Source organism: Vulcanisaeta moutnovskia 768-28, from assembly GCF_000190315.1.
Taxonomy (GTDB): Archaea; Thermoproteota; Thermoprotei; order Thermoproteales; family Thermocladiaceae; genus Vulcanisaeta; species Vulcanisaeta moutnovskia.
This window is the reverse complement of record NC_015151.1, coordinates 1,336,624-1,363,179: the sequence shown is the minus strand read 5'-3', so window position 1 is coordinate 1,363,179 and position 26,556 is coordinate 1,336,624. Positions and strand designations below refer to the sequence as shown.

The window sequence follows — 26,556 nt, the reverse complement described above, 5'->3', positions numbered from 1 at the left end:
GTGGTTGCGTCATTACTTGAGTCGGGAATTATTGAGGGTAGGGAGAGGCCCAGGACTGCGAGTTTTCTTCAATCAATTGTCTCATCATTAATGAGGACTAGGCCCGTGAATGTTGATGTTAAGGTTAATGATGGTGATGTCGTTGAGGGTTATAGGGCAATATACGCGCCTGGCCATACACCTGGTAGTACGGCTTACTTCAAGGATGGTTTATTATTTACGGGAGACACCATTACTGAGCATGGCGGAAAACCAGCACTACCGCCAAGAGGATTCACACTTAACATGGATAAGGCAATGAGGAGCTTCAATAAACTACTTAGTTTGAGACCTAGGGTTATTTATCCTGGCCATGGAAGCCCAATAAGCCTAGGTACTTAGGTTCTCGTTGATCCTGAATCCATGGTATTTAAACAAGTCAATTGCGTTATTCATCATTATCACCTCCTTATCAACATTACTAATACCATCACTACCCTCAATGCACTTAACATCGCTCATTAAATCCCTAAATCTTCTGTAGGGATAGCCACTACCAAATAGTATTCTCTCTGGGCCTAAGGTATTTAGTACGGGCCTTGCTGATTCATCATTGAATAGGTAGCAATTAATTCCGGGGGTGCTTAGGTAGGTATTATCGTACTTCCTCATTACCCTAAGAACCTCCCTAACCCAGAGATTAAATCTATCGGGTGATGTTCCAAGGCCACTGATTACCATGTAAGGCCTATATTCCTCAAGAATTTCCATAAGGTTCTTGGGCATTATATGTGTTACGACCCTCTCATCAACATCCCTAGGCATTCCCAAGTGCATTATTACTAACACATTATTCTTCTCTGCATACTCCATCAACTGCTTAAAGGCTGGGCTTGTGGCTGGGTTGAAGAATTGAAGTGTTGGCGAGACAAACACACCCCTAAGGCCTAAGTGCTCCATCTCCCTAATCTTCTGCTTAACATACCTACCACCAAAGCTTGGGTTTATGCTTGAGAAGGGTATGAAGAAATCACTGACACCCTCCTTAAAGATCTCATACCAAAGCTTCATATTATCAATCATGTACTCAGGCCACCTACTAATCAAGTCATAAATCTCCCTAACCACGGACTTAACATCAACGTACATACCCAAGTCCCTAGCTAATCTGTATAGGCCATGAAGGGTTAGACTAAGCGTTGGGTCAATATCAATTGGGTAGAGGGCTGATGCAACAGCCCCAGCATTATGAAGCTTGTTCCTTAATCGAATAAGTTCCGCAGCTGGATGCACGTGGAAATCAATGAAGTAGTAGTTCTGCATTAATAAGAGGATTAATCAACTGCTATTTAAAAATAATACATCATATTTTAACTTATGAACACTGAGTTAAGTACTTAATGATAATCATTTTATAAATATAAAATGATCAATAACCAACAAACCTAGGCCTCCTCTTCTCTAGGAATGCTGAAACACCCTCAATAAAATCATGGGTATTACCCAACTCACCCTGTAACCTGGCCTCGGTCACTAGGAACTGCTCAAGGTCCTTAAACAACGCTTCATTAATCAATTTCTTACTATGTACGTATGCTCTAAATGGACCTTGAGCAATCTCATTAGCAAACTTAATGGCCTCTCCTAATGGGTCATCAACAACCTTGATGAGTCCCATGGACTCAGCCTCCTCAGCCGTGAACTCACCACCAACTAGCAGGTACCTAAGTGCCTTGGCACCAACTAATCTAGCCATCATAAGCGTTAACCCAGTATCAGGTGCTAACCCAATGTTTTGAAACGCCATAACAAACCTAGAACTCTTTGACGCAAAGGCGAAATCACATGCGACGGCAAGACTAATACCGGCGCCCGCGGCTACACCATTAATCGCCGCAATGAATAACTTATCACTAAACCTTATCTCCCTCAGAATTAGGTGGAAGGAGTTCCTAAGTTCGTCCTCAAGATTGACGGTTCCAGGCTCACTTGGCTTAGTTGATATGTCGGCACCCGCCGAGAACGCCTTACCAGAACCGGTTATTATGCCAACCCTCTTTTTCGGGTCATTATTGAACCTACGCAGCGCATCCAATAACTCAGCCCTGAGCTCAGGCCCTAATGCATTCAATCTCTCCGGCCTATTAAGCGTGAATATAGTTACGGAATCCCTCTCATCAATAACCAAGTACCTATACATTCAGCACCACCTATTGCTCCATAGGTATGAATTCATACGTTAAGTAACCCTCAGGCTCCCTCTTAACAACCTGAAGCTTAACCCTCATGCCAACCTTAACCTTCCTTGGATCATCAACCCTCAACCAAGCCAGCACATTGAATCCCTCCCTCATCCTTGCAATAGCCACTATGTAATCTGGATAGTGCGAGTATGTTAAGGGCTTCGTGTTTATTACGGTATAGGTTAGTAATTCACCCTCACCACTAGTCTCAACCCAATCCATATCACTGACCTTACAGTACGGGCAATCCACCTGGGGCGGGAAGTAATACCTACCGCACCTCCTGCATCTGGTGGCGTAGATCTTGCCCTCCCTCAAACCATCAAAGAACTTCTTAATCCTCTCAACACTAATCGAGAACCTAAGCCTCATCTCCCTAACATCATACCACAAGCTGTATTGACCCTTCTCATCAGGCGCTATGGGTAGTCCAGTGGCCTTGACAACTTCATTCAGCTGCTTAATAGATTGCCTCCAAAACTCCTCATACTTAGCCTCCAGGGACATCACCATCACCTCTTGGGCTTCACCTTCGGCGAACCATCCTTATCAAGTGAGTATATAGTTACATAAGCGTAATGGCCAGTACCACCAACGTTATGCGCCAATGCCCAACCAGTATAGATATCGGCCTGCCTATCCCTAGGCTCAACACCCTGCCTTAACTGCTTGGTCATCTCAACAGCCATACTAACCCCCGTAGCCCCTATGGGATGGCCCTTTGCCTTGAGACCGCCATCCAGATTAACGGGTATTAAGCCACCCTTGTAGGTCTGTTCATTCCTAACCAGTTGAATACCCATGCCCCTTTCCACGAATCCCAGGTCCTCGTAAGCCATGACCTCAGCTATCGTGAAGCAATCATGAACATTAGCAACATCGAAGTACTTCCAAGTGTCCCTATGCTCGATGCCAATCCTCTTGAACGCTTGCTCAGCTGCTTGGTAGGCTGCATCGAGCCCTATGAAGTCGGGTCTCCTACTCAGGTTTGCTGTACCTGTTGCCACGCCCACGGATCTAATCCACACTGGCGTGTCCGTTATCTTCCTAGCCAACTCTTCACTGACTAGTATCGCTGCGGCTGCGCCATCGGTTATTGGGCTTGAGTCGTAGAGTTTAATGGGCCAGGCCACATACCTGGACTTGAGGCATTGATCAATGTTTATTTTCAACCCATAGAACTGGGCCTTGGGGTTTATTGATCCGTAATAATGGTTCTTAACGGCAACCCTGCAGAAGTCCTCCTCAGTGGCTCCAAATCTATTCATGTAAGCCGTCATGTATAGTGCATAATAACCTGGGAATGTTAAACCAAAGTTCTCAAACTCCCAGAAGTAATTACCTGCCCTACCAATGAATTCAACAACTGTTGGTGTTGGTGATTCGTACATTTTCTCCACACCTATTGCCATGGCTATGTCGGCCATTCCCGAAGCCACGGCTAAGTAGGCATTATAGAGGGCAGCACTACCAGTGGCGCATGCCGCCTCAACCCTCATAGTACCCTTCGGACTTAACCCACAGTACTCACCAACAATCACGGCGGGTAATGACTCGGCGCTCCAACCACCTGCATTACCAACAACGAAGTACTGAATATCCTTCTGATCAAGCCTTGCATCCTCAAGTGCCTCCTTAACAGCCTCCCAGGCAAGCTCACCTAAGGTTGTGTCGGTCCTACGCCCAAACTTCGCATGGCCAATCCCAACAACCGCAACCCCCCTCATAATTCCCATATTACTCCTCGAGAAGCACCTTAAATAATAATGCCCCTCTGTTCACTATTGCTTAATCATTATCACTATATTCATTATATACACCCTCGACACAAATAATTTGAGTAAATTGAGATCGCACTTAATAACTTACCTAGAGCCAGAGTGACTGATGAGTACGCAAATTAGGAGGGTTGCGGTGATAGGAGCAGGTACAATGGGCCATGGAATAGCCGAAGTATCTGCCCTGGCGGGTTATGAGGTTGTGATTGTTGATGTATCTCAGGACTATCTAAATAAAGCCCTGGAAAGGATTAAGTGGAGCCTTGACAAGCTGGCTGAGAGGGGTACAATAAGTAAGGAGAAGGTTAATGAGATCATGAGTCGCATAAAGACTTCATTATCAGTGGCTGAGGCCGTTAAGAATATTGACATAATGATTGAGGCAGTACCCGAAAAACTTGACCTTAAGAAGCAGATATTTTCTGAGGCAGACGCAAATGCGCCTCCGCACGCAATACTGGCCACGAACACGAGTAGTTTACCAATAACCGAGATTGCAAGCGCCACAAAGAGGCCTGAGAGGGTCGTTGGAATTCACTTCTTCAATCCACCAGTACTAATGCCCCTTGTTGAGGTTATTAAGGGTGCCCAAACAAGCGACGAGGTCGCCAGGAGGGCCTATGACTTCGTTAAGAGCCTCGGTAAGGAGCCAATAATGGTTAATAAGGACGTACCTGGATTCGTGGTAAACAGAATATTAATAGCGCTGAACTCAGCTGCATGCCTATTAGTCGCTAATAACGTGTACTCCATTGTTGAGATTGACTCAGCCGTTAAATACAGGGCTGGTTTACCAATGGGTATTTTCGAGCTTCAGGACTTCACGGGCATAGACGTTGGCTACCTAGTTGGCTTTGCAGTTGCTGAGAGGGACCCAATGCTTAGGGTCCCATGCCCATTAATTGAGGACCTATATAAGAAGGGCTGGCTTGGTCAGAAGAGCGGTCGTGGCTTCTATGAGTATAAGGGTGGCCCGTACGAGAGGGCTAACATACCCAGGGAGGCTGGTGAGAAGGTTGACCTAGTACAGGTATTTGCACCGGCAATAAACATGGCAGCATGGCTGCTTAGGCAGGGTATTGCCTCTAGGGAGGATATTGATAAGGGCGTTAAGCTAGGCCTTGGCTGGCCAAAGGGAGTTCTTGAGTATGCTGATGAGTTCGGCATTGACAAGGTTGTTAACGCACTTAATCAGTTGTACTCTAAGTATGGTTATGAATTGTTTAAACCAGACCCGTTACTCATGCAGATGGTTCAGGAGGGTAAGCTCGGGCAGAAGAGTGGTAGGGGATTCTACGAGTATGGTGCTGTTGGCGTGACTGAGTTTAAGGAGATAATACTCAAGAAGGAGCCACCGCTCGCCTGGATAATACTCAACAGGCCACAGAGGCTTAATGCCTTAACCCTGACAATGCTTGAGGAGATAGGTAGGGCGCTTGATATGCTCTGGGATGATAAGGAGGTTAGGGTTGTCGTAATAAGGGGTGCTGGCGATAGGGCTTTCTCGGCTGGTGCTGATGTTACCTCATTCCAAGGCCCACTACACACCTACTACTTCTTCCTGTATAATAGGAGGTTCCAGGACGCTGTAAGTAAGATTGAGAGGTTCCCCAAGCCCGTGATAGCGGCTATTGATGGTTACGCACTTGGTGGTGGCCTAGAAATCGCAATGGCCTGCGACTTCAGAATAGTCACTGACAAGTCCGAGTTTGGCCAGCCTGAGATCACCCTAGGCATAATACCAGGTGCTGGTGGTACACAGAGGTTGATTAGGTATGTTGGCCTTGGTAGGGCTAAGGAGTTGATAATGCTTGGCGATAGGATTAAGGCTGATGAGGCGTATAGGATTGGCCTTGTTAATAGGGTCGTACCCAAGGAGAAGTTTGAGGATGAGGTTAGGTCATTCGCAATTAGATTAGCCCAAGGTCCACCAATAGCACTGACCTACGCGAAGTATGCAGTGAACTTCGGAACACAGGTACCAGTTGACATAGGCATGCTGCTCGAGGCGGCCTTCTTCAGTATGGCTGTGAACACGAAGGACGCCCAGGAGGGGGTTATGGCCTTTGCCATGCGTAGGAGGCCTGAGTTTAAGGGTGAATAATGGTATATAGTATAAATAGCAACATTACTTAAAATCCAGGTAATCAATGCTTATTCTTGGTTGATATGTCTGAGGATCCCTTCGAACTTCTAAAATCAATGACTGAAAAGGCCCTACCAAAACTTGCCAGTAAGGCTAGCGGGCCTGTTAAGGTGTTTCAATTCACTGGGGAGGGTTACGAACCATTTTATGTTGAGGTTGGTGGAGGCACTGTGAAGCTTAATAAGGGTACTCATAAATCACCGACAGCCACAATACAGGTAAACAAGGACAATCTGTTGAAGTTAATTAAGGGGCAACTCGACGCAATGCAGGCTTACTTCTCAGGAGTGATTAAGGTGACAGGTAACATAATGGATGCGGCAACTCTCATAGATATCATGAATACCGCACGTAGTGCGTGATAATATATAGGTTTATACATAGTAATTAAAATATACATTTTTCCTCCGTACTATAAATAATAGGCATACTTATTACTATATTAAGTGCTGCATTATTATATGAGGATACTGGTCACGGTTCCACTGGTGGATCCGGATGTTGGTCCTCAAGCCATGAAAATGCTCAGTGAGGTTGGTGAGGTTGATGTTAGGCCCATGACGACTGATCAATTGAGGGAGGCAATACGTGATTATGACGCAGTAATAGTCAGTGTTTGGCATAGAGTCACTAGGGATATAATTGATTCCGGTAGGAACCTTAAGGTGATTGGTACGGCATCCGTAGGTACCGACCACATTGACGTTGAGTACGCTGAGAGTAGGGGCATTAAGGTCGTTAGCGCCGCCGGCGCATCGACTTATAGCGTTGCGGAGTTCACCTTCGGCTTACTACTAATGATGGTTAAGAGGATTCCCGAGAACATGGGTAGGGTTAGGAACGGTGAGTGGGGTTCATTACTAACGCCAGGTACTGAGTTATTTGGGAAGACATTTGGCATAATTGGCCTCGGTAGAATTGGTGCCTACGTTGCCTCAATAGCCAATGCCTTCAGGATGAGGGTTCTGGCCTACGACCCGTTCGTAGATAGGGAGAGGTTCATTGAGGCTAATGCCGTTAAGGTTGAGAACCTTGATGAATTACTTAGGCAGTCGGACTTCATAACAATACATACCTCATTAACCAAGGAAAGTAAGGGCCTAATCGGTAAGAGGGAGATCGGGCTTATGAAGGATGGTGTTTATATCATTAATACGGCGAGGGGTGAGGTCATTGATGAGAACGCAGTCCTTGAGGGCTTAAGGAGTGGGAAGATAGCTGGTTATGCGGCGGACGTACTTACTGGAGAACCACCAACAGAGGAGTCATCGCCATTATTAAGGGCATTCAAGAGGGGTGAGATTGCTAATCTATTCATAACTAGTCATATTGCTGGAGTTACCCGGGAATCCGTTAAGAGATACACACTATACGTTGCGAGAGGAGTTAGAGACGCGTTAATGGCCTTTAGGAGGTGATGGGTGTGGTCAGTGGCGGTGAGGTCATAGTCAAATCCCTAATAGAGGAGGGCGTGGACACTGTTTTTGGCTTACCTGGGACCCACGTACTTGGTCTATACGCGGCTCTACATGATTACCATGAGAGGATAAGGCATGTACTGGGTCGTTTCGAACCAAGTATGGGATTTATGGCAGATGGCTACGCAAGAGCCAGTGGAAGGACTAGTGTTCTAATAAGCACGGCTGGGCCTGGAGCCACGGGACTAGTAACACCACTTGCCCAAGCCGCTGTTGAGGGTGTCCCCATTGTGGCACTTGCTGGTTTAACGCCGATAAGGACCGCCGGTAAGGGTTATTACCATGAATTCAGGGATGCCAATGCTCAATTAAGTATTTTCAAGCCATTCACGAAACTAGCCATTAGGGCTGAGGAACCTAGGGAAATACCTAAGATCCTCGCCAAGGCATTTAGAGTTACTAGGGAAGGCAGGCCTGGGCCTGTTTATGTGGAGTTGCCCAGGGACATTATTGAAAGCGAGACCGAGTGGGTTGGCTATACCAAGGAGGAGCCCGTAAGGATTAAACCCGACACCGCTTTAGTGGATTTGGCGGTTAAGGAGTTGCTCAATGCCGAGAGGCCCATTATTTACGTGGGTGGTGGTGTAATAGCGGCAAACGCAGGTGATGTGCTTATTAGGGTGGCTGAGGAAATTGGTGCACCAGTCGTTACCTCAGTGATGGGTAAGGGCGCAATACCCTTTGACCACCCACTACATGGTGGTTTAGCCGCAGGTTACTTTGGGGATACCGTAGCCGTTAAACTCGTTGAGAACGCGGATGTAGTGCTTGCCATAGGCACTAGGTTCAGTGAGTTGGGCACTGGCATGTGGTCACTACCGATAAGGGGTAGGTTAATTCATGTGAATGTTGATCCTAATGATATTGGTAAGAATTACAAGACGGACCTTGCGATAATCTCTGATGCATTGGAATTCCTCAATGCATTGCATGATAGAGTTAGGGGTAGGGGCCCAGGTAAGGATAGGGGGGTTAAGTTGATTGATGAGGTTAGGGCTTCAGTTGGTAATCAACAATTGAGGGAGCTTGGTTATGACGAGACCAGGATAAACCCAAGCGATCTTGTGAGGGCGCTCGCCCACGTGATTGATAGCGACATGCGTGAGGGGAAGGCGGTAGTCACATGCGATGCTGGTGGTAATCAAGTCGCAATGTTTGAATTACCCGTTTATAAACCAAGAACTTACTTCAACCCGGCTGGCTTCACATCACTGGGCTTCGCAATACCAGCAGCGATAGGCGCTAAGGTGGCTAGGCCTGAGGCAACCGTGGTGGCTACTACGGGTGACGCAGCATTCTTCATGACCGGCATGGAAATAGCAACGGCAGCCGAGCTAAACCTTAAGATAGCCTTCGTGATATTTAATGATAGGGCTCAGGGAGTCCTAAAACTACAGCAGAGGCTTCTCTATGGTGGTAAGGTCTATGCATCGCATACATACCCCATGGACTTCTGCAAATTCGCTGAGTCACTAAACATAGGCTGTGTTAGGATTAGTGATAGGAAGGAGCTTGAGGACGGACTGGAGAGGTGTATATATGGATTTAATGGACCATGCATTGTAGACGTCCTCGTAAATCCTGACGCCATACCAACACCAATAACAAGGCAGGTAATGACCATCTTCGGTAAGAGGTAAGAGTTTACAATTCAATTTTAAAATAATAACTACTCAGCTCCACTTAACAATAGCCCTCGCATGTAACCCCTTCTCAAGGTTTTCATAGGCCTCATTTATCTGCTCAGGTGCATATACGTGGCTGACGAGCTTCTTAATATCCACCTTACCCGAAGCCACTAGCCTAATTATCTCAGGTAGGTCAAGCCTAGGTCTATAGCCTAAACTACCCATTATCCTAATGCCATTAATGACGAATGGTAATACGTTCACACTAAAGGATGACTTCGGACCACCAAGTCCAGTCACCACTATTGTTCCAGACCTAGCAACGACCTCCATGGATAATTTAAGATCAGGCTCTGGTCTGGCCTCATGAACAACATCAGCACCGTCAGGGAGTATATCCCTTACCCTACTAATTGGGTCTTCCTTTGTCGAGTTTATCACGTGGGTAGCACCAAGCTCCTTGGCCTTATCCAGCGCATAGTCCCTAATGTCTACGGCAATTATTGGGTATGCACCCATGGCGCTGGCTAATTGAATCGCCGATAAACCAACACCACCAACACCTATTATCACTAGGCTCGTGCCAGGCCCAACACCAGCCTCCCTGAGTGCGTGATACGCGGTACCATAGGCGCAGGCAATTGGTGCTGCGTAGTAAACATCAACACCCTTCTCAAGGGGTATAACGGCTATTTCAGGTATTGTGATGTATTCCGCATGACCACCATTAAGTCCAACAAGGCCTGGCATCCTGCCAGCGGCTGTCGGGCAGTAATTCTCCTTACCACTGGCGCAGTACTTACAAATGCCGTCTGGGACTATCCAAGAGACAATTACTGGATCACCCTTCTTTAAGCCCCATGGATTCTTAACATCTGGTCCCAATTCCTCAACCCAACCCGAGACCTCATGCCCTGGTATAAAGCCTTGCCTTACAGGTCCGAAATCACCCTTAAACAGGTGTATGTCGCTGTGGCATATACCAGTTGCGGCAACCTTAACGAGTATTTCGTCAGATCCCGGCTTTGGTGCCGGTACGTCCTTAATTTCCAGGTATGGCTTGCTCGGTCCCCTAAATGTTGCAGCCTTCATGAAGACTTAATGCACGTTAATGCTTTTAACATATTACCTTAAGATCACTATTTTATTATAAATAAATTATATAATTATATGTATAGTTTTAAGGTGAAACTATTACAGGTAATGTCAAACAACAAACTTTGTCGGTACCTTCATGGCCGTATTCGTCATTTTTATTGCCGCTGATGAGAACTGAATTAACGTTAAGAAACTACCCTTCTTCACCCTTATCTTTCTCGAGAGTATTGCAGCGACTGGGTCAACCCTACCCTGTATTAAATCCTTCCAAAGGGTATAATCGGCCTCGAGTATATAATCAGCATCAGCCTTACTGGCATCTATGTAGAACTCAGAGCCCTGGCATGTACCATTCCTAAGCTTAAACTTCATGGCACCAGCGCTTGAAGTGACGTTGGTAAGCCCCATTAGTTGAGCGACTGTATTAATCACGGCACTGGGTACGTTAGAGGCCACGAAAACGAGATCCCAAATCCAATCCTTAGCAGCCTCCCTATACTCCTGGTTCTCATTTAAGGCCTTGCAAAATGCCTCGGCCCATTGCGGACTTGGGAATATAAAGCCCTCACTTGACATACATAATTACTAAAATCCATTTTTAAATTAAGGATTATTTGTATAAATACTATTTAATTTAATTATTAATTAGTTATAATATATAGTGATCACGTTTAAAATATCTACATATAATTAGGATTAATGAGCTTCCTGGACCTTGACAGATTAACCAATGAGGATGAATTAATAAGGAGGAATATACATAGGCTCGCTGAGGAGATCCTTAGGCCATTATCCATTAAGGTGGATAGGATGGAACCCAGGAATAGGATCGCACTTGGTTCACCGTTATATGATGCAATTAAGGAGATGAAGAGGATGGAACTACATAAGATTCACTTACCGAAAGAGCGTGGTGGCTTGGAATTAACGAACCTACAGAGGTACATAATTGATGAGGAACTTGGCTGGGCTAGTCTTGGTTTCGCAACACTTATTGGTGTTGACGCAATACCCTTCACAATAGCCGCATTGTTCGGTTCAGAGAGGGTTAGGGATGAGCTTGTTAAGCCCTGGCTCGAGGACACTGAGGGTAAGTACATCGGTTGTTGGGGAGTTACTGAGCCTGAGCATGGTAGTGACTACATACTGGCCTTTAGGGATAAGGATGTTGGGTCCTTCGGTAGGGGTAACGTGGTTATTGAGCATGATGGTGATGAGTGGGTCATAAATGGACAGAAGTCCGCCTGGGTATCAGCGGCGCCAATATGCACCCACATGGGCCTTCACGCACAGTTAAAGGATGGTAAGAGTCTCAGGGATGGCGCATTCGTGATAATGCCACTTAACCTGAGGGGTGTTAGGAAGGGCGAGCCTGTTGATATGCTTGGTAATAGGGATTGCCCACAGGGGCCCGTATACTTTGATAATGTACATGTACCTGATGATTATGTGATTGTTCAACCACCATTCTATGAGGTGTTCTCAGATCAACTACTTAATTTAACGAGTGTAAACATGGGCGCGTACTCCGTGGGGCTCGCAAGGGCGGCATTTGAGGAAGCCCTGAGGTATGCGAAGACCCGTGTACAGGGTGGTAAGTCATTGATTGAGCATAAGAACATTAAGTTGAGGATGTATGAAATGTTTGAGAGGGTGGAGACGGCCAGGTACTACGTTAGGAGGGCCATGGACTACGTATACACTAAGTTCTTTATTGAACAGTCATTCGCAACACCACCTAGGTATGCCAGGGCTGCCCAGATATATGCGAAGAAGATAGCCTTTGAGGTTGCACACGATGCACTGCAGGTATTTGGCGCCTATGGACTCAGTAGGGAGTTTATTATTGAGAAGTTGTTTAGGGATGCTAGGGCGTTGCTCATTGAGGATGGTACAGTGGAGACGTTAAGCCTTGATGCTGCTGATGACATTATTCAGAATTATGGTTTGTAAATAATATAAATAGTACTAATACTTAAATCTAAATAGATATAAATCAAGTATAATGGTCCTTAAGGGTGGTGATAAGGGTTTTGGAATACCATTAAATGCACCATTGTATCCCCAATCATCAATCATAAACTATAGTAGGGTTAGGGTAGTTATGGCGTTGGCTAATATTGATCCGAAAAGTGTGGAGCCACTATTGCCTGAGGGTGTTGACCTAGCCCTTGAGGTGACCGCGTTTTGGGTTGGTGATTATGGCATATCAACCGTTGGAGTCTACAGGGAGGCGTTGGTGGCGATACCGGTAAAGACTGAGGGTATTGAACTTGCCTATTATATACTGTATATTTACGTGACAAATGATGCGGCATTGGCGGCTGGTAGGGAGTTGGCGGGTGCGCCGAAGAAGCTTGCTGACATTAGGTTATTAGTGAATGATTATGGATTAGCAATAGGCACGTTGGAGAGGGGTGGTGAGTTAATGAGGGCTGAGGTTGCGTTAAGTAGTAGGTTGGGCCTTGAGCAGTTGGACGCGTTTAAGGCATTAATGCCTAGGACCGACAATACAGTGACGTTCCCACTATTGTCAGTAAGGGTATTACCACCACTGCCGGATGGTACACCCGGTATTGCACAGCTAATACATTGGTATGCAAAGTTCACATTCACACCAAGGGAGAGCCCACAGATATGGGCCGGAGAGGCTAGGATAAAATTAGATGGTACACCTTTCGACCCACTTAGTGATATAAAGGTGACGCAAGTAATTACTGGCTTCTACATTGAGGGCGACATGGAGCTGGGCATTGTTAGGAGAGTTAAGGAGTGGAAATTAACCTGGAGTTAGTGGTGATCTATAAAGCATTACATAGCATATATATTAAAAATACTTTAATGGCGCTTCATTAAATTAATCATTGAATTATGAATAAGGGACTTATTCTCATTTTAATTTTAGGAGCATTATTAACAATTATCTTATTGAACATAAGCGCATCTTATCACGACCATTTTAAATCATCGAGAGGATTAAGAATGAGTAATGACCCAATAATTTACATATATTCACCGGTAATTAAGGCGTCAGGTTATATCTCATTCAGCGCGGGTAATTATGATGGCATACCAGTGGTTGTTTACCAAGCCAGTACACTTTACATGCCTTCAGGGCAGTTAATGATCGGATTTGACTCCAGTTATAATGTTACAATAAGCATGAGTAGTGCCGTTATGCAAAATGTTACGGTATATGCCGCGAATATAACCGCCACGGTCTTAGGAATAACAGTGACAATAACCCCACAGAACGTGGGAGTACTGTCGATAATATCAGAAATAGTGTTAGAATTACTACCGCTCTATAATGTAGAGATATATGCCTATTACGTTAATGCGTCATCAATAACGTACTCCTCGATCGAATTAGACACTTGATTTATGTAAAGAATTTAATTAGAAATTGATCCTTTTACTTAAGTAACTTTTATTACAATAAATATATGTCATATTTATGGACTAAACTTTAGAACTAAAACGAGATAGAAACAATAGTATGAACTGGAAACTAACAGCAATAGGTTTTGTTCTCGTGATAGCACTACTCATCGCTGCATCAACGTTGGGTATTGCCATTAATGCCGACATACCGGGCCCAGTCAAGATATACCTACCAACGGCCCAAATAAGTAACGTCCTAATGTACGGCTGGGTTTACTCAACATCAACACAATCAGGTGAGTATGCGCCAGTGATTGCTCAGTCAATAGGTACGCTGAGTGCGCCTAATGGTCAGCTCATTAGCAAGACGGTCACGGTACCACTACCCAACCCACTAATGCCAAGTTGCCCAACAGCCACTGTTCAAATCACAGCATCACTAGGCATGAGTTCGGCGAGCATGAGTAACGTATTCATGTATGCGGTCAACCTGACATCAACGTCAGGTAGCTTAAGTGGCGTTAATATAATAGCGGCTGGCTTACCATATGTCGTTAATCAAACGATTAGCAGTGGTACGATGTATGGCTTAACGACTTACGCATACTACGTAAGTGTCGGTGGCCTATCATACAGTGGATTAAATGTTACAGTGACACCAGCAGTAATAGTTTGTAGTTCAAGTGGTGTAACAACGTATAATAGTGTACCAAGTAACGGGATTGGTTAAGGCCATGGGCATTAACGTTTTATTTATATCAAAATTACTATTTATTTTCTTTTTCATTTTTCTAATAACCTATAAAGGTTATATATGGATTAACCTTAAAGGATATGCCTTACATTAGTTATTTGTGGATTTCTTCACTAGGTTTGGTTTCGGTCTCGTTAGTATGTGGAGACGTAAGGTCATAATACTACCTGCCCTATTTGCCGTGAACCTGGTTACTTGGATTTACTTCTGGGTTAGGCCGTCACTACTTGGTTTTGCATTAATAATCCTCACCCTGGCGGTTTTTCTGACCGTGGTATTCATCGGCGTTATACCCGTGGTTATTATGGAGGAGAATAATTATGACCCAGGTGTGGTTAGGAGGATGGGCCTTGACACCTTCATATCATTAATAATAGTATACGCATTATTCATATACGTTAGTTCAGTACTTCTCGCCTTGATTAAGCCGCCCTCATACCTCTTCGTAATGATAGCGCTACTCTTTGCGCTACCCTTGACACCCATCGTAGTGTTGGCAGTATTGGTACCGCCACTCATTGGTTACTTCATTAGGGATAAGTGGCGCTCGCTCAGGGGTAGGATACCCTTCTGGGGAGTTTACCTGGGTTCACTATCAGCCGTAATACTCCTCCTAATGCCAATGATGTACTTCAGAGTATTATTCGTGAGCACATCATTAATAAATGCCTTCATACTTGGTGGAATAACCCTAATACTATCACTGGTACCACTACTCTATCCAAGGCCTGAGATTTGCAGAGTATTGGGCTTGGTAATGGTCTTCCTTGGTATACTAATGTGGATACTCGCTGCTGGAGGCCTAACCTGGGGCTCGGTCCTTGCAATAATAAGCGGTGGGTATCTCTATGATTGGAGACCGTGGAGTAAATAAATTATATATAATTCATGGATTCAATGTATATTAGTAAGTATTGCCGATGTTTAAATAGTAATGAGTGAATTACAAATATAATGTTGATTGGTAAGTATGGTTTACAATTCACTATAATAATTATAGTGGCTATTGCCCTATCCCTAGTACTACTTGGGCTTTTTATCTATGGTACATACCAGGGTAATGCCTTGATCTCTATGGTACCGCAATGCCAAACCCTAACAGCATCTCAATTGAGTACTAGGACTCCCATTAAGCATGTCATTATAATATTCCTGGAGAATCATAGCTTTGACAACATATTCGGTGTGTACCCAACCAACGGTACATTGAACGGTTCCTTAATTGTTCAATTTACGATACCTAATAATCTACTTACCATGAGTGAAATACCCAGTTATCTGGAGCCCGTACCTATAGGTATTTACTACACAAAGAATCCTAATGAGGGGTATATACCGTACCATGCAGATTGGGATTACGGGAAAATGGATGGTTGGGTAAGGGGTTCAGGCCCACAGTCGCTTTATTACTACACTGTTGATCAGGTTGCACCCATTTGGGATTTGGCTGAGGAGTATGGGCTTGCCGACAATTACTTCACGCCATACCTCTCGGAAAGTGCACCAAACCACCTCTTCCTATACGCGGCATATGCACCTGTCATAGATGATTACGGCCCACCACCATACATACCAGTTCAAGAGAGCATATTTGCGGAGTTGTGCCAGTACCACGTGAGTTGGGGATACTACATAGACCCCAGGGAGCCTCCGAGCCTCCTCGATATTAAGTATTTCTACGGTATTAATAGATACTCATCGCATGTACAGACATGGAGTGACTTCATTAGTGAGGTCATGAATGGTTCGTTACCCGCGGTTTCATGGGTAATGCCAAACCCAATAAATGACATGGGGCCACCAAACAACATGTTGTATGGTGAGGCTTGGCTTCTTTACATAATTAATACGGTTGAGGAGAGCCCAATATGGAATTCAACGGTCATTTTCATAACCTGGGATGAATTCGGTGGTTATTACGACCATGTACCACCACCAATAATTAATGGTGAACCACTGGGTGTCAGGGTCCCCCTAATAGTCATATCACCCTACGCCAAGGAGGATTACGTATCGCATACACTACTCACGCATGCCTCATTAATAGCCTTCATTGATTATAACTGGGAACTACCAGCCCTGAACGAGTACGTGCTGAAGAGCAACATACCCCTTGACTTCTTCTACTTCAACATGAGCAGAGGGCCAATAGTATTTAGTCAAGGATTCCCATTAATAGACAATATATATTCATTACCCAACGTATCCAATTACAGGGACTTATCAAGCCTATTCCCATTAACACTGCAGATATCGCTTAATGAGCTTCCATACTCAAGGTATGGCCTTAGTAATATAACGCTTGCTGAATTAGGGTCACAGGTATATGTAAGTGGGAATTCTGCGTACGTACCAGTGATTTATACACCATTATTCCTATGGCTAATAATAGCCCTGATCATAGACCTAACAGCAGTGTCATTACTACCTATGGGCAGGAAGGCGCCTAGGTCAGTGCCCGTGAAGGTGCTTAGTGTTATTAGTGGTTCAGTGGTTACTGCATCAATTATTGGACTAATAACCCTAACAACGGGCTTACTTAATTACCTAGGCAATACTGGTGAGGCACCACTACTGCTTCTAGGGTATTTAATAGGCTTAATACTATTCTCAATAATAGGCTTAGTACTAATGCGGATTAGGCATGGCTTGCACACATTGATAATCCTTTCAATAATTATCCCAGTACTTCTATACGTACTTATTTATGTTCAAGCCATTCAATCCTACTTAATGAGCGACAAACCATTATTAATCTACGGCTTACTATCCACAGCGCCTATAATGCTAATTACATTATTAATGCTTAGGGCATACGTAAGCAATAATACCTGGGCCAGGGGCTTGGGTTATGTGGTTTCAGCGGGGCTCCTTTCCTACATAGTAATGCTAATGATTGCCTTCACATACATAAGGCTATACCAACCAGGACTATCAACATTGCTACTACCCACGGAATTAATAGGCCTCCTACTAACTATTACCTGGTTCGTAATGCAGATAGGAGGTATTAGGCGGGGTGTTGGTCATGAGTTATGACGTTGCCATAATAGGTTCTGGCGTTGTTGGTTTGTTCATTGCCTATGAACTTGCGCATTATAGGGTTAGGGTTATCGTCATTGATAAGGAGACCGAGCCCGGCTTCGGTGTTTCCAAGGGACATGCAGGTGTTGTTCATGTTGTTCAACCACCATTCAATTCACTAAGGAGTAAATTAGCCGTTGAGGGCAATAGGCTATATGATGGCATTGCAAAGAGGCTTCATGTTAGGGTCAAGAGATTAAGCACCTTATTAGTGGCCCAGAACCTTAGCCACCTAATTGCGCTACCCGCCGTGTGGTTAATACTCAATTATGTATATGGTAAGCGCGGCTTTAGGGTTAGGATTCTCGGCCCGCGGGGATTACGTAAACGTGAACCCAACATCAACGGTTTAGGTGCGGTTGAGGTTGAGGGTTATGGGGTCATAAACTCCTTCGAATTAGTGTCACAACTATTCAACTTCTGTAGGTTGAATGGTGTTGACTTTGCCTTTAATACCGAGGTTAGGAGCGTTAGGGCTTTAGATGATGAGTTTATCATTATTACTAATAGGGGTGAGTACAGGACTAGGTATGTCATTAATGCCGCTGGGCTTTACTCGGCAGACATTGCCAGGTTATTTGATGATGAGTATAGGCTTGAGTTCGGTAAGGGCGTAATGCTTGTGTTTTGGGGTGAGCAAACCAGGAATATAATTGCACCGCTCCAGTTAATACCTAACCCAAGGACTAAGGGTGGTGCTATCATACCCACTGTATTCAACACGACCATATGGGGACCAAGTCTATCAGTGAGTGGTAGGGATGATAGGGCTGTTAATGAGGATGACATCAATGTATTAGCCAGGAAGTTTAGTGGCTTATTGAGGAATAGGGATTTCACGCCAATAAGGGCCTACGCGGGTATTAGGCCTATACCTGAGGGTGATGATTTCATAATTACGTATAGCAGGTTGGGTAGGCACGTAATTCATTTAGTGGGTATTGAATCACCTGGCCTAACGGCAGCACCAGCAATAGCTAAGAGGGTAGTTGAAATGCTTAGTGGTGCTGGAATAGAATTGGTACCCAAGGATGACGTTAAGGAGGTGGAGCCCATGGTAATGACGAAGGACGCCATTGAATCTAGTGGAACCATTAGTGATGACCAAGGCGAGGTTGTTTGCCCATGTATGGGGGTTACTAGGGCCGATATTCGTGAGGCGATAAGACGTGGTGCTAGGACGCTGGATGGTGTTATTTTCAGGACTGGGTTAGGCATGGGTGTTTGTCAGGGTATGTGCCTTGGTAGGGCAATTAAGGTTATCTCTGAGGAGTTGGGGATTGAACCGAGGGAATTAACCAAGTCGGGTGGTAGTTCATGGTTGGTTACACGGTAATTGGTGCTGGGTTGGCCGGGCTCTCACTGGCGCTGGAGTTACGTAGGTTAGGCGTTGATATTGAGGTAATTGAGTATAGGGATTATGCTGGTGGAATTCATGCCTTAATACCTGAGGTTAGGGGCGTAATTAATGATGCATTGAACGAGGTTAATATTCGATTAATCACAACAGCCATTAAAATTGATAGTACTGTATACGAGGTTTGGAGAGGTGGTTACAGGAGACTCAGTGATAATGCCTTGGTGGCTACGGGATTTAGGGTAATGACAATGCCAGAGTTGGGTATTTATGGTGAGAGACCCGCGGGGATTTACCCACACCATGCCGTATTGGATATGCTGCATTACGATTTATTACCTGGCAAGAACGTAATAATTTACGGAGACAATACATACGCCATATCACTGGCCAGGGAATTAATGAGGCGCGGTGCTACTGCCCATGTCGTATCGCCAACAAAACTGAATGTTAGGACTGCAAGTGGTGATGTTGAGGTCATTATTGGCAAGGTTAGGTATGTTAAGGGTTTAGGTAGGGTTGAGAGGGTCTTAGTGAATAATGAGTGGGTTATTGCGGATACCCTGGTAATATCCGTGTTTAAACCCTTTAATCCATTCCCTGAGTTTAGGGCTGTTGGTCAATCAGCCATTGAAATCTACGACCCAAGCATTGTAATTGAGAGTGGTAAAATAATGGCTAGGGAATTAATGAGTAAGTCTAATGAGTTCATAACTATAAATAGTGATTTACCTATCTACCCAGGTAATAGGGTTAGTAGGGATATACGTAGGGTAATAATTCCCTGCGGTGGATGTAGGGTCATGATTAATGATAGGGAGTACGTAATTAATGGTGATGCCGCAGTAATTGAATTACCGGACGTGGAGAGGGTAAGCATTAGGAGGGTGGTTTCATGAGTCTTGGGGTCATTGATGTTGGGACCACAAACATTAAGCTCATAATATATGATGATGAGCTTAACCAGAGGTATTCCGAGACTGTAAACGTGCCAATGCTATTCCCCGCCAATTACTACGTTGAGCAGGACGCAAACGCGCTTAGGTTAGCTTTCAATCACTTAATTAATACGGCTAGGGATAAGGGTGTTAAGTACATCGGTATTTCGACATATAGGGCATCAATAATCGCCTGGGACAAGTCGGGTAATCCCCTCATTAATATAATCACGTGGTTAGACAGGAGAGGTCTGGAGATTGTTAATAAATTCCCATACTCATTCATGAGACATTTGCCACTAATGAGCAGTATCCTAATACCGACATCACCCGTTACCCAAGTACTCTGGTTGTTGAGGAATAGGCAGGATTTAATTGAACGTGCAAGGAAGGGTGAAGTATTCATTGGTACATTGAGTTCATACCTGGCGTATCTCGTTAGTAATAGGTATGTTAATGATGCCGGTAATGAGGCATTAACGGGACTTTGGCATCCAGGTAATTTAAGTAGTATTGACCTAATTTATGATTTACTGAAAATACCTAGGGAGGTAAGTCCTGAGGTTGTTGATAATGTTCATGAGTTTGGGGAGGCCAACGGAATGACCGTTGGGGTTTTAATAGCAGACCAGCAAGCAGCAATGGTTGGTGAGGGCTGCCTAAGCGTTGGTTGTGGTAAGGTTACGAATGGTACAGGTTCCTTCGTTGACGCCGTTATTGATAGGTTTAGACTTGTTGGTGGTGGTTTATTACCGCTCCTCATACTTAAGTATGGAGGTAGTGTGTTTTATGGAGTTGAGGGTTTCCTGCCAGCGACCGGTTCGGTAATTGACTGGCTAGTTAAGCTTGGACTGCTGTCTTCACCGCAGGAATTAGATGGTTTAACCAATGTTAGTACCCAGGATATAGTGGTTATACCAGCATTGGCCGGTGTTAACGTGCCGCCTAGGCCATGCGCAAGGGGTTTAATTGATGGCTTAACGCTAAACACCACTAGGGAGGCCTTCGTGAGGGCTGTTGTTGAGGGCGTCGTTCAATTAATAGGCCTAATCTTCGATAAAATTAAGAATTACTCAAGGGTTGATGTTGTTAGGGTTGATGGTGGCTTATCAAGGAGTGCCCTATTCCTTAGGTTATTGGCTACGGCACTAGGCACCGTCGTTGAAAGACAGAGGGATGTGGAGGCAACGGCTAGGGGTGTTGCTGCATTATTGAAGGTGTTTAGGGGTGATTGGTCATTGAATGACATTATTAGGGGAATTCATGTTAACGTGGAGTTACGAATTAAGCCTGGCGAGGAGAGACTATCATTAAATAGGGATGTTGTTAAGAGGATTGTTGAGGGGATGAGATGCAGAGCATAATTGAGAAACTAATTAACGCCTTGAGTCATGATAAGGTAATAATAAATGACGAGGCATTAAGGAGGTACTCCAGGGATTTCTGGCCGTTATTAATAATGCGTGAGCAGGTACTTAACGAGGAGTTACCAAGGCCTCTCGCGGTTATTATGCCCGAGAGCGTGAATGATATATCGCTAACCCTGAGAATAATTAATGAGAGCAATGATGTAGTGCCCGTGGTTGTTTATGGTGGTGGCTCAAGTGTTACAGGTGCATCATACGGCGCTGGGTCAATAGTTATTGACATGACTAAATTGAATAGGGTCATAGACATTAATACTTATGACTCATTAATAACCGTTGAGGCTGGCGCCAGGTTGAGGGATGTTGAGATTAAACTGAATGAGATGGGGTATAGCCTTAGGCATATTCCGCAATCATTCAATTACGCAACAATAGGCGGCTTAATAGCTACAATGAGCTCGGGCCAGTATAGCACGTTATACGGTAATATAGAGGACATTGTGATAAACCTTGAGGTTGTACTACCCAATGGCGAAGTCACTTGGTTGAGGGGCAATAATGTCCCCCGTGCATCGACAGGACCATCACTTAAGTACCTATTCATTGGATCGGAGGGCATGCTCGGCGTGGTCACAAAGGCCGTGCTTAGGATCGTGCCGTTACCAACATCTACCATTTACGGCGCATACGGATTTAACTCCCTTGAGCAGGGTATCGAGGCTCTTAGGGAATTAATGATGAAGAGGATTGTTCCAGCCGTTGCTAGGCTTTATGATGAGAGCGAGGCATCGCTTAGGTTCGGCCTTAATAAGTCATTACTAATAATTAGCTTTGAGGGTTACTATGATGATCTGGTACAAGTGCTGTGGAGGAGGGCTGATGAGATTATTAGAAGTCGCGGCGGTGATTACGTGGGGAGCAAGTACTTTGAGGATTGGTTAAGGACGAGATTCAACGTTGAGGAGGAGATTGAGATGGTTAAGAGGTATGGGTTGTGGTTCGACACGATAGAGGTTTCGGCCACCTGGTCCAGGATTGCCTCATTGTATATGGATTTCAGGGATTCACTGCTTAAGACTAACGGTGTATTAGGCGTCATGGCCCACATATCGCACCTATACATTAACGGCGCATGCATATACTTCACAATACTATTCAAGCCCAACGTAAATACCTACTGGGAAATATGGAATAAGGCAATGGAGACCACATTAAGGAACGGTGGTTCCATAAGCCATCATCACGGTGTTGGTATTGTACGGTCTACATGGTTAAAGTACGAGCTTGGTAATGCGCTTAACGTGCTAAGATCAATAAAGAAGGCTTTGGATGGTAAGGGAGTGTTAAATACGAAGAATGGCATGTTCTTCACTGATTAAGTCAGGTATTTTTCTCGGTAGTAGGTATTTAAATGGTTAGCTAAGAAAATGAGTATTGCGACATTACCTAAATAACGATTTTAAATGCATTAAATGCATTAACATCAAAGCTAGACGTCAATCTCGAGAAATCCATCCTGCGTGACCCTAACTTTATAGGTTGGTAATGGTGTCTTCACGTCAGCGTATTCACAGAGCACGTCAGGCCTCACCTGCGGCTTCTCAATCATTTCGCCGGTCCTGACGTCGTATTTTGCTTGATGCGCTGGGCAAGTTGCTATGTAGCCATTGACGTCTGTTAGTAGTGCGCAGCCCATGTGGGCGCATATGGCGAGCGTCCCGTAGTAGTTATTGCCGTATTTAACCACGAGTATTGGCTTGTTATCTACCCAGGTAATCACGGAGTTCCTCTTCTCGAAAACCTTAACCAGTATGGAAACCCTCTTCCACATAACAAGACCCAGGGCATAGGCACTAATTAATTAAGATTATTGCGCAGACACGAGCCAAAGTAACTAATGAGAAGTTTTACATGGGGATTACCGATACGCCTAATTTCCTGGCAACATTAGCCTGTTCTTTAACGCTTGTTAAAAGGATTCCCTTTCTCAATGCCTTTGGCATTCTTACTGTAATTACAATACTGCCGCACATCAGTAATACAATAATGTAATATAAATTTAAATCCACATCACTTCATTGGTGCCCTGGCCTGACGTAGTTTCCCCCTGAATGTATTAAGTCCTTGGTATTCCCAAAACATTCCTCCTCAAAATGAAGCATACGGCCCAGGATCAGCAAGTAACCCGGCGTATACGTATTCCATGCTTAATTATGGCATTAACATTGGACCAGACCATGGATTTATCAAATGCTCATTCAATACCTAGTTATATACCTTAACAATTTTGTACCAATTATCCCTCTCAGCAGGTATTAGCCTCAGGTCTTTAATCATACCAATAATGGAGTCCCTAGTCAATACCAGCATCTTAAGCCCTGTAGCCGGTATAACCCTCTCCTCATAGAGCGTACCACCAAAGTCATTAGCACCAAACTTAAGGGTTAATTGAGCAACATCAAGGCCATTTGTTAGCCAGCTTGATTGTATATTGGGCAGTATGTTCTTAAAGACGAGCCTAGCCACGGCGACCATCCTCAACAGCGTGACTGAGGTTAATGGGTATGTAACCTCCCTGGTCAATTCACTATTGCCTGGCTCGAAGTTCCAGGCCGTGAAAGATAGGAACCCATGAGTCCTTTTCTGCAACTCAATTATCCTATAGAGATGCTCAGCCTGATCACTTATGGTCTCCACGTGACCATACATCATTGTTGCATTACTCATTATGCCCATTTTATGGGCTGTCTCCATTATATTTAGCCAGGTATCGGTATCGATCTTATGAGGCGCAATAATCTTCCTCACCCTATCAACCAGTATCTCACCGCCACCACCAGCCAATGTGTCCATGCCAGACTCCCTAAGCCTGTCTAGTGTCTCTCTATAACTCATCCTATGCTTCCTAGCCAGGTAATCAATCTCTATTGGGCTTAGTCCATGAATGGCCACGTGAGGTAGCTTAGCCTTCAATGCCTTGAATAACCTCTCGTAGTACTCAATGTCTAGTTCAGGGTTTATGCCTCCCTGGATCAGGACCTGTCTAATGCCGAATTCCCTATCGATAGCCATAACCCTACGCAAAGCCTCCTCGGCACTTAGCGTATAGGCCTCTGGGTGTCCAGGTAATCTATAGAAGGCGCAGAACCTACAGGCTATTACGCACACGTTTGTGTAGTTAAGTATCATGTTCGGTATAAACGTGACGACATTACCAAAGTACTTCCTTGTCAAGTACTCAGCGGCAGACCCAAGTTCCCAAAGATCAGCCTTAAACAATTCCTCAATGTCACGTGGACTTAACTGCTCTTCATAAATAGCCTTCTCGACTATGGGGCTCCAATGATTAGGCACGTTGCTACGTAATAAGCGGCATTATTTAAGTTATCACGTGATTGCTGGTAATGAAATAAATAGAATAATGAAATCAATATTTAAAAGGGATGTGACTTTTAACGCGATGTCATGTGCACAATAGATGACTTACGTAATGCCGTGACTAATGGCATTACTAAGACCGATGTTGAGGAATTCATGAGAGAATGTGATTTTAAGGATCTAGCCCGCGTGGCGAACGAGCTTACGTGGAAGATAACTGGCGATACGGCTACCGTGGTCAATAACGTAGTTATTAACTACTCAAACATATGTGTGGCTCAATGCCCAATATGCGCCTTCTACAGGCCTAAGGGTCATCCAGAGGCCTACGTTAGAACTCCCGAGGAGATAACCAAGGGTGTGCTGGAGGCTAAGGCGCATTTTGGTGTAACGGAGCTTCATATAAACGGTGGCTTCAACCCCGATTTAGGCATTGAGTATTTTGAGAATGTTTTTAGGTCAGTTAAGAGGGCGGCGCCTGACGTAACTATTAAGGGGCCTACGGCAGCGGAGATAGACTTCTACGCAAGGGTTTGGAGGATGAGTACGAGAGAGGTCCTTACGAGACTCAGGGAGGCTGGGCTTGACGCACTTAGTGGGGGTGGTGCTGAGATACTTAATGAGGAGGTTAGAAGGGTGATAACTCCGTATAAGTTCAATGCCGAGACCTGGCTCAGGATTCAGGAGGAAGCCCATAGAGTCGGGCTTATGAGCAATGCCACTATGCTCTACGGCCACATCGAGAAGCCAAGTCACATTGTTGAGCATGTCTTCGCGATTAAGGAGGTTCAGGAGAAGACCCATGGTATACTATTGTTCATACCGATAAAGTTCGTTCCCTGGAACACGAAGTTATATAAGGATGGCTTGGTTAAGGGTCCGGCATCCACGGAGTATGATATAAAGGTCATAGCCATCTCAAGGCTAATACTTGGGGACTCCATCAAGAGGATAGGCGCTTACTGGATCTCGACCGGTAAGAGACTTATATCAACCTTGCTAATGGCCGGAGCTAATGACTTGGTTGGCACGATGATCAATGAGCAGGTACTTAGGCAAGCGGGCTCTAGGGAATCAGTAATGCTTAACGAGTTGGCGCACATAGCCCGTGAGGCTGGCCTGAGACTATTCCTGAGGGATACATTTCATAGGATAATCACCGAGGTGAGTAGTGCGTAAGGATGGTGATGATGAGTATCGTTAGACTAAAGTACGCGCACTCGAACCCACTCTTCTATTACTCGGGGCTTAATCCAATATGGGCTAGTAATAATGAGTCAATAAGGCTACTCCTGGAGGGCAGGACAAGCATAGGCTTCGTGCCACTAACACACGCTGCGCATAACTGTGACGTGTTATACGTCGTTCCAAAGATCGCGATTTATAGTGATGGGGCAGTAATATCGGCCAGGTTATTCAGGGGATTGGGCTCCGGTTATGCGGCCGTTAGTGACACAAGCGTTAATGCAATGGCTGTGAGGAGGTTATTGGGTATTGACCTTAAGGTCATTGATGATCCATACAGGGCGTTGAGGGATTTTGGTGCTGTGCTTGTTATTGGTGATGATGCCCTGAGGATGGTTGATGCTGGTTACCCGTACATACTAGACGTGGGTGAGCTATGGAGGGAGAGGGTCGGCCTACCCCTGGTGTATGCGGTCATGGCTGTGACTAGGAATTATGATGAGAAGGAGTTGAACATGGTCGTAAACGCCATTGAAAGGTCCCTCAAACTCTTTGAGGAGGACCCGGAACCTGTTATTCAGTATACCGCGGGTAAGCTTGGCGTGTCCAGAGAATTAATTAGGCAGTACTTTAGTGCCATTAGGTATAGGGTTGATGATAGGGTCATTTCAGGGATTAATGAGGAGCTGAGGATATTCGGCATAAATAATTGCCTACGATTCCTAGGCAATAAAACTTAATACCACAGGGCGAAACCCC

At 44.8% G+C, this 26,556-nt stretch carries 25 protein-coding genes; 17 read left to right on the top strand and 8 right to left on the bottom strand.

Annotated features, from left to right (window positions below):
• Nucleotides 1-381, top strand: a complete 381-nt coding sequence (locus tag VMUT_RS07120; RefSeq protein WP_013604747.1) for an MBL fold metallo-hydrolase — start codon at nucleotides 1-3, stop codon at nucleotides 379-381.
• Here VMUT_RS07120 and VMUT_RS07115 read toward each other — a convergent pair.
• From VMUT_RS07115 to VMUT_RS07100, 4 genes are all read right to left on the bottom strand, one after another.
• Nucleotides 370-1,302 (bottom strand): amidohydrolase family protein, encoded by a 933-nt coding sequence (locus VMUT_RS07115; RefSeq protein WP_013604746.1) that lies wholly within the window; start codon nucleotides 1,300-1,302, stop codon nucleotides 370-372. The two genes, VMUT_RS07120 and VMUT_RS07115, sit on opposite strands and share 12 nt — an antisense overlap.
• 106 nt (nucleotides 1,303-1,408) lie before the next feature.
• Entirely contained in the window at nucleotides 1,409-2,179 is a 771-nt protein-coding gene (locus VMUT_RS07110) for an enoyl-CoA hydratase-related protein (protein WP_013604745.1), read from the bottom strand.
• A 10-nt stretch (nucleotides 2,180-2,189) separates the two neighbouring features.
• Entirely contained in the window at nucleotides 2,190-2,735 is a 546-nt protein-coding gene (locus VMUT_RS07105; RefSeq protein WP_013604744.1) for a Zn-ribbon domain-containing OB-fold protein, read from the bottom strand.
• On the bottom strand, nucleotides 2,735-3,949 hold the full coding sequence (locus tag VMUT_RS07100) for a thiolase family protein (RefSeq protein ID WP_013604743.1): 1,215 nt from the start codon (nucleotides 3,947-3,949) through the stop codon (nucleotides 2,735-2,737). The genes VMUT_RS07105 and VMUT_RS07100 overlap by 1 nt, the downstream gene beginning before the upstream one ends.
• Nucleotides 3,950-4,109: 160 nt before the next feature.
• On the opposite strand from VMUT_RS07100, the gene VMUT_RS07095 reads away from it, so the two are divergent.
• From VMUT_RS07095 to VMUT_RS07080, 4 genes are all read left to right on the top strand, one after another.
• Nucleotides 4,110-6,104 (top strand): 3-hydroxyacyl-CoA dehydrogenase/enoyl-CoA hydratase family protein, encoded by a 1,995-nt coding sequence (locus VMUT_RS07095; RefSeq protein WP_013604742.1) that lies wholly within the window; start codon nucleotides 4,110-4,112, stop codon nucleotides 6,102-6,104.
• A 65-nt stretch (nucleotides 6,105-6,169) separates the two neighbouring features.
• On the top strand, nucleotides 6,170-6,508 hold the full coding sequence (locus tag VMUT_RS07090) for an SCP2 sterol-binding domain-containing protein (protein ID WP_013604741.1): 339 nt from the start codon (nucleotides 6,170-6,172) through the stop codon (nucleotides 6,506-6,508).
• A 99-nt stretch (nucleotides 6,509-6,607) separates the two neighbouring features.
• A complete protein-coding gene (locus VMUT_RS07085) occupies nucleotides 6,608-7,564 on the top strand; it encodes a hydroxyacid dehydrogenase (RefSeq protein ID WP_013604740.1) in 957 nt (318 codons plus the stop codon).
• Nucleotides 7,564-9,264, top strand: a complete 1,701-nt coding sequence (locus VMUT_RS07080) for a thiamine pyrophosphate-binding protein (protein ID WP_013604739.1) — start codon at nucleotides 7,564-7,566, stop codon at nucleotides 9,262-9,264. Before VMUT_RS07085 ends, VMUT_RS07080 begins: the two co-directional genes overlap by 1 nt.
• A 33-nt stretch (nucleotides 9,265-9,297) precedes the next feature.
• Here the strand turns inward: VMUT_RS07080 and VMUT_RS07075 are convergent, their stop codons facing one another.
• Both VMUT_RS07075 and VMUT_RS07070 read right to left on the bottom strand, forming a co-directional pair.
• Nucleotides 9,298-10,344: a zinc-binding dehydrogenase gene (locus tag VMUT_RS07075; protein WP_013604738.1), complete on the bottom strand. Its 1,047-nt coding sequence runs from the start codon at nucleotides 10,342-10,344 to the stop codon at nucleotides 9,298-9,300.
• Nucleotides 10,345-10,458: 114 nt separating this feature from the next.
• On the bottom strand, nucleotides 10,459-10,926 hold the full coding sequence (locus VMUT_RS07070) for an SCP2 sterol-binding domain-containing protein (RefSeq protein WP_013604737.1): 468 nt from the start codon (nucleotides 10,924-10,926) through the stop codon (nucleotides 10,459-10,461).
• 123 nt (nucleotides 10,927-11,049) lie between these two features.
• On the opposite strand from VMUT_RS07070, the gene VMUT_RS07065 reads away from it, so the two are divergent.
• The 10 genes from VMUT_RS07065 (at nucleotide 11,050) to VMUT_RS07020 (ending at nucleotide 22,613) form a co-directional block, all read left to right on the top strand.
• A complete protein-coding gene (locus VMUT_RS07065) occupies nucleotides 11,050-12,303 on the top strand; it encodes an acyl-CoA dehydrogenase family protein (protein ID WP_013604736.1) in 1,254 nt (417 codons plus the stop codon).
• Nucleotides 12,304-12,355: 52 nt separating this feature from the next.
• The gene (locus VMUT_RS07060) at nucleotides 12,356-13,144 is read left to right on the top strand and encodes an acetoacetate decarboxylase family protein (RefSeq protein ID WP_013604735.1); all 789 of its coding nucleotides are present in this window, start codon (nucleotides 12,356-12,358) and stop codon (nucleotides 13,142-13,144) included.
• A gap of 188 nt (nucleotides 13,145-13,332) precedes the next feature.
• Nucleotides 13,333-13,731 (top strand): hypothetical protein, encoded by a 399-nt coding sequence (locus VMUT_RS07055; protein WP_013604734.1) that lies wholly within the window; start codon nucleotides 13,333-13,335, stop codon nucleotides 13,729-13,731.
• Nucleotides 13,732-13,849: 118 nt separating this feature from the next.
• Nucleotides 13,850-14,464 (top strand): hypothetical protein, encoded by a 615-nt coding sequence (locus VMUT_RS07050; protein ID WP_013604733.1) that lies wholly within the window; start codon nucleotides 13,850-13,852, stop codon nucleotides 14,462-14,464.
• A gap of 124 nt (nucleotides 14,465-14,588) precedes the next feature.
• Nucleotides 14,589-15,362: a DUF6114 domain-containing protein gene (locus tag VMUT_RS07045; RefSeq protein ID WP_013604732.1), complete on the top strand. Its 774-nt coding sequence runs from the start codon at nucleotides 14,589-14,591 to the stop codon at nucleotides 15,360-15,362.
• A gap of 80 nt (nucleotides 15,363-15,442) precedes the next feature.
• Complete coding sequence (locus VMUT_RS07040; RefSeq protein ID WP_013604731.1) at nucleotides 15,443-17,527, top strand: alkaline phosphatase family protein; 2,085 nt, start codon at nucleotides 15,443-15,445, stop codon at nucleotides 17,525-17,527.
• A complete protein-coding gene (locus tag VMUT_RS07035) occupies nucleotides 17,517-18,908 on the top strand; it encodes an NAD(P)/FAD-dependent oxidoreductase (RefSeq protein ID WP_013604730.1) in 1,392 nt (463 codons plus the stop codon). Before VMUT_RS07040 ends, VMUT_RS07035 begins: the two co-directional genes overlap by 11 nt.
• Entirely contained in the window at nucleotides 18,890-19,828 is a 939-nt protein-coding gene (locus VMUT_RS07030) for an FAD-dependent oxidoreductase (protein WP_013604729.1), read from the top strand. The genes VMUT_RS07035 and VMUT_RS07030 overlap by 19 nt, the downstream gene beginning before the upstream one ends.
• Entirely contained in the window at nucleotides 19,825-21,231 is a 1,407-nt protein-coding gene (locus VMUT_RS07025; protein ID WP_013604728.1) for an FGGY family carbohydrate kinase, read from the top strand. Before VMUT_RS07030 ends, VMUT_RS07025 begins: the two co-directional genes overlap by 4 nt.
• The gene (locus tag VMUT_RS07020) at nucleotides 21,219-22,613 is read left to right on the top strand and encodes an FAD-binding oxidoreductase (protein WP_013604727.1); all 1,395 of its coding nucleotides are present in this window, start codon (nucleotides 21,219-21,221) and stop codon (nucleotides 22,611-22,613) included. Before VMUT_RS07025 ends, VMUT_RS07020 begins: the two co-directional genes overlap by 13 nt.
• Nucleotides 22,614-22,723: 110 nt before the next feature.
• Here the strand turns inward: VMUT_RS07020 and VMUT_RS07015 are convergent, their stop codons facing one another.
• Both VMUT_RS07015 and mqnC read right to left on the bottom strand, forming a co-directional pair.
• A complete protein-coding gene (locus VMUT_RS07015) occupies nucleotides 22,724-23,065 on the bottom strand; it encodes a Rieske (2Fe-2S) protein (RefSeq protein WP_013604726.1) in 342 nt (113 codons plus the stop codon).
• 434 nt (nucleotides 23,066-23,499) lie between these two features.
• Nucleotides 23,500-24,588: a cyclic dehypoxanthinyl futalosine synthase gene (gene mqnC, locus VMUT_RS07010; protein ID WP_013604725.1), complete on the bottom strand. Its 1,089-nt coding sequence runs from the start codon at nucleotides 24,586-24,588 to the stop codon at nucleotides 23,500-23,502.
• Nucleotides 24,589-24,699: 111 nt separating this feature from the next.
• Here mqnC and VMUT_RS07005 point away from each other — a divergent pair, with 111 nt between their 5' ends.
• Both VMUT_RS07005 and VMUT_RS07000 read left to right on the top strand, forming a co-directional pair.
• Nucleotides 24,700-25,791, top strand: coding sequence for a CofH family radical SAM protein (locus VMUT_RS07005; protein ID WP_013604724.1), 1,092 nt, complete (start codon nucleotides 24,700-24,702; stop codon nucleotides 25,789-25,791).
• A gap of 8 nt (nucleotides 25,792-25,799) precedes the next feature.
• Nucleotides 25,800-26,537: a menaquinone biosynthesis protein gene (locus VMUT_RS07000; RefSeq protein ID WP_237699622.1), complete on the top strand. Its 738-nt coding sequence runs from the start codon at nucleotides 25,800-25,802 to the stop codon at nucleotides 26,535-26,537.
• Nucleotides 26,538-26,556 lie beyond the last annotated feature (19 nt).

What these genes read in the sequence shown, in the direction of transcription:
- VMUT_RS07070 (WP_013604737.1), bottom strand. Translation starts at nt 10,926, where the DNA reads ATGTCAAGTGAGGGCTTTATATTCCCAAGTCCGCAATGGGCCGAGGCA.
- VMUT_RS07025 (WP_013604728.1), top strand. Translation starts at nt 19,825, where the DNA reads ATGAGTCTTGGGGTCATTGATGTTGGGACCACAAACATTAAGCTCATA.
- VMUT_RS07095 (WP_013604742.1), top strand. Translation starts at nt 4,110, where the DNA reads ATGAGTACGCAAATTAGGAGGGTTGCGGTGATAGGAGCAGGTACAATG.
- VMUT_RS07000 (WP_237699622.1), top strand. Translation starts at nt 25,800, where the DNA reads ATGATGAGTATCGTTAGACTAAAGTACGCGCACTCGAACCCACTCTTC.
- VMUT_RS07035 (WP_013604730.1), top strand. Translation starts at nt 17,517, where the DNA reads ATGAGTTATGACGTTGCCATAATAGGTTCTGGCGTTGTTGGTTTGTTC.
- VMUT_RS07050 (WP_013604733.1), top strand. Translation starts at nt 13,850, where the DNA reads ATGAACTGGAAACTAACAGCAATAGGTTTTGTTCTCGTGATAGCACTA.
- VMUT_RS07100 (WP_013604743.1), bottom strand. Translation starts at nt 3,949, where the DNA reads ATGAGGGGGGTTGCGGTTGTTGGGATTGGCCATGCGAAGTTTGGGCGT.
- VMUT_RS07060 (WP_013604735.1), top strand. Translation starts at nt 12,356, where the DNA reads ATGGTCCTTAAGGGTGGTGATAAGGGTTTTGGAATACCATTAAATGCA.
- VMUT_RS07030 (WP_013604729.1), top strand. Translation starts at nt 18,890, where the DNA reads ATGGTTGGTTACACGGTAATTGGTGCTGGGTTGGCCGGGCTCTCACTG.
- VMUT_RS07085 (WP_013604740.1), top strand. Translation starts at nt 6,608, where the DNA reads ATGAGGATACTGGTCACGGTTCCACTGGTGGATCCGGATGTTGGTCCT.
- VMUT_RS07040 (WP_013604731.1), top strand. Translation starts at nt 15,443, where the DNA reads ATGTTGATTGGTAAGTATGGTTTACAATTCACTATAATAATTATAGTG.
- VMUT_RS07020 (WP_013604727.1), top strand. Translation starts at nt 21,219, where the DNA reads ATGCAGAGCATAATTGAGAAACTAATTAACGCCTTGAGTCATGATAAG.
- VMUT_RS07005 (WP_013604724.1), top strand. Translation starts at nt 24,700, where the DNA reads ATGTGCACAATAGATGACTTACGTAATGCCGTGACTAATGGCATTACT.
- VMUT_RS07090 (WP_013604741.1), top strand. Translation starts at nt 6,170, where the DNA reads ATGTCTGAGGATCCCTTCGAACTTCTAAAATCAATGACTGAAAAGGCC.
- VMUT_RS07065 (WP_013604736.1), top strand. Translation starts at nt 11,050, where the DNA reads ATGAGCTTCCTGGACCTTGACAGATTAACCAATGAGGATGAATTAATA.
- VMUT_RS07080 (WP_013604739.1), top strand. Translation starts at nt 7,564, where the DNA reads ATGGGTGTGGTCAGTGGCGGTGAGGTCATAGTCAAATCCCTAATAGAG.
- VMUT_RS07110 (WP_013604745.1), bottom strand. Translation starts at nt 2,179, where the DNA reads ATGTATAGGTACTTGGTTATTGATGAGAGGGATTCCGTAACTATATTC.
- VMUT_RS07015 (WP_013604726.1), bottom strand. Translation starts at nt 23,065, where the DNA reads ATGTGGAAGAGGGTTTCCATACTGGTTAAGGTTTTCGAGAAGAGGAAC.
- VMUT_RS07055 (WP_013604734.1), top strand. Translation starts at nt 13,333, where the DNA reads ATGAGTAATGACCCAATAATTTACATATATTCACCGGTAATTAAGGCG.
- VMUT_RS07115 (WP_013604746.1), bottom strand. Translation starts at nt 1,302, where the DNA reads ATGCAGAACTACTACTTCATTGATTTCCACGTGCATCCAGCTGCGGAA.
- VMUT_RS07105 (WP_013604744.1), bottom strand. Translation starts at nt 2,735, where the DNA reads ATGGTGATGTCCCTGGAGGCTAAGTATGAGGAGTTTTGGAGGCAATCT.
- VMUT_RS07075 (WP_013604738.1), bottom strand. Translation starts at nt 10,344, where the DNA reads ATGAAGGCTGCAACATTTAGGGGACCGAGCAAGCCATACCTGGAAATT.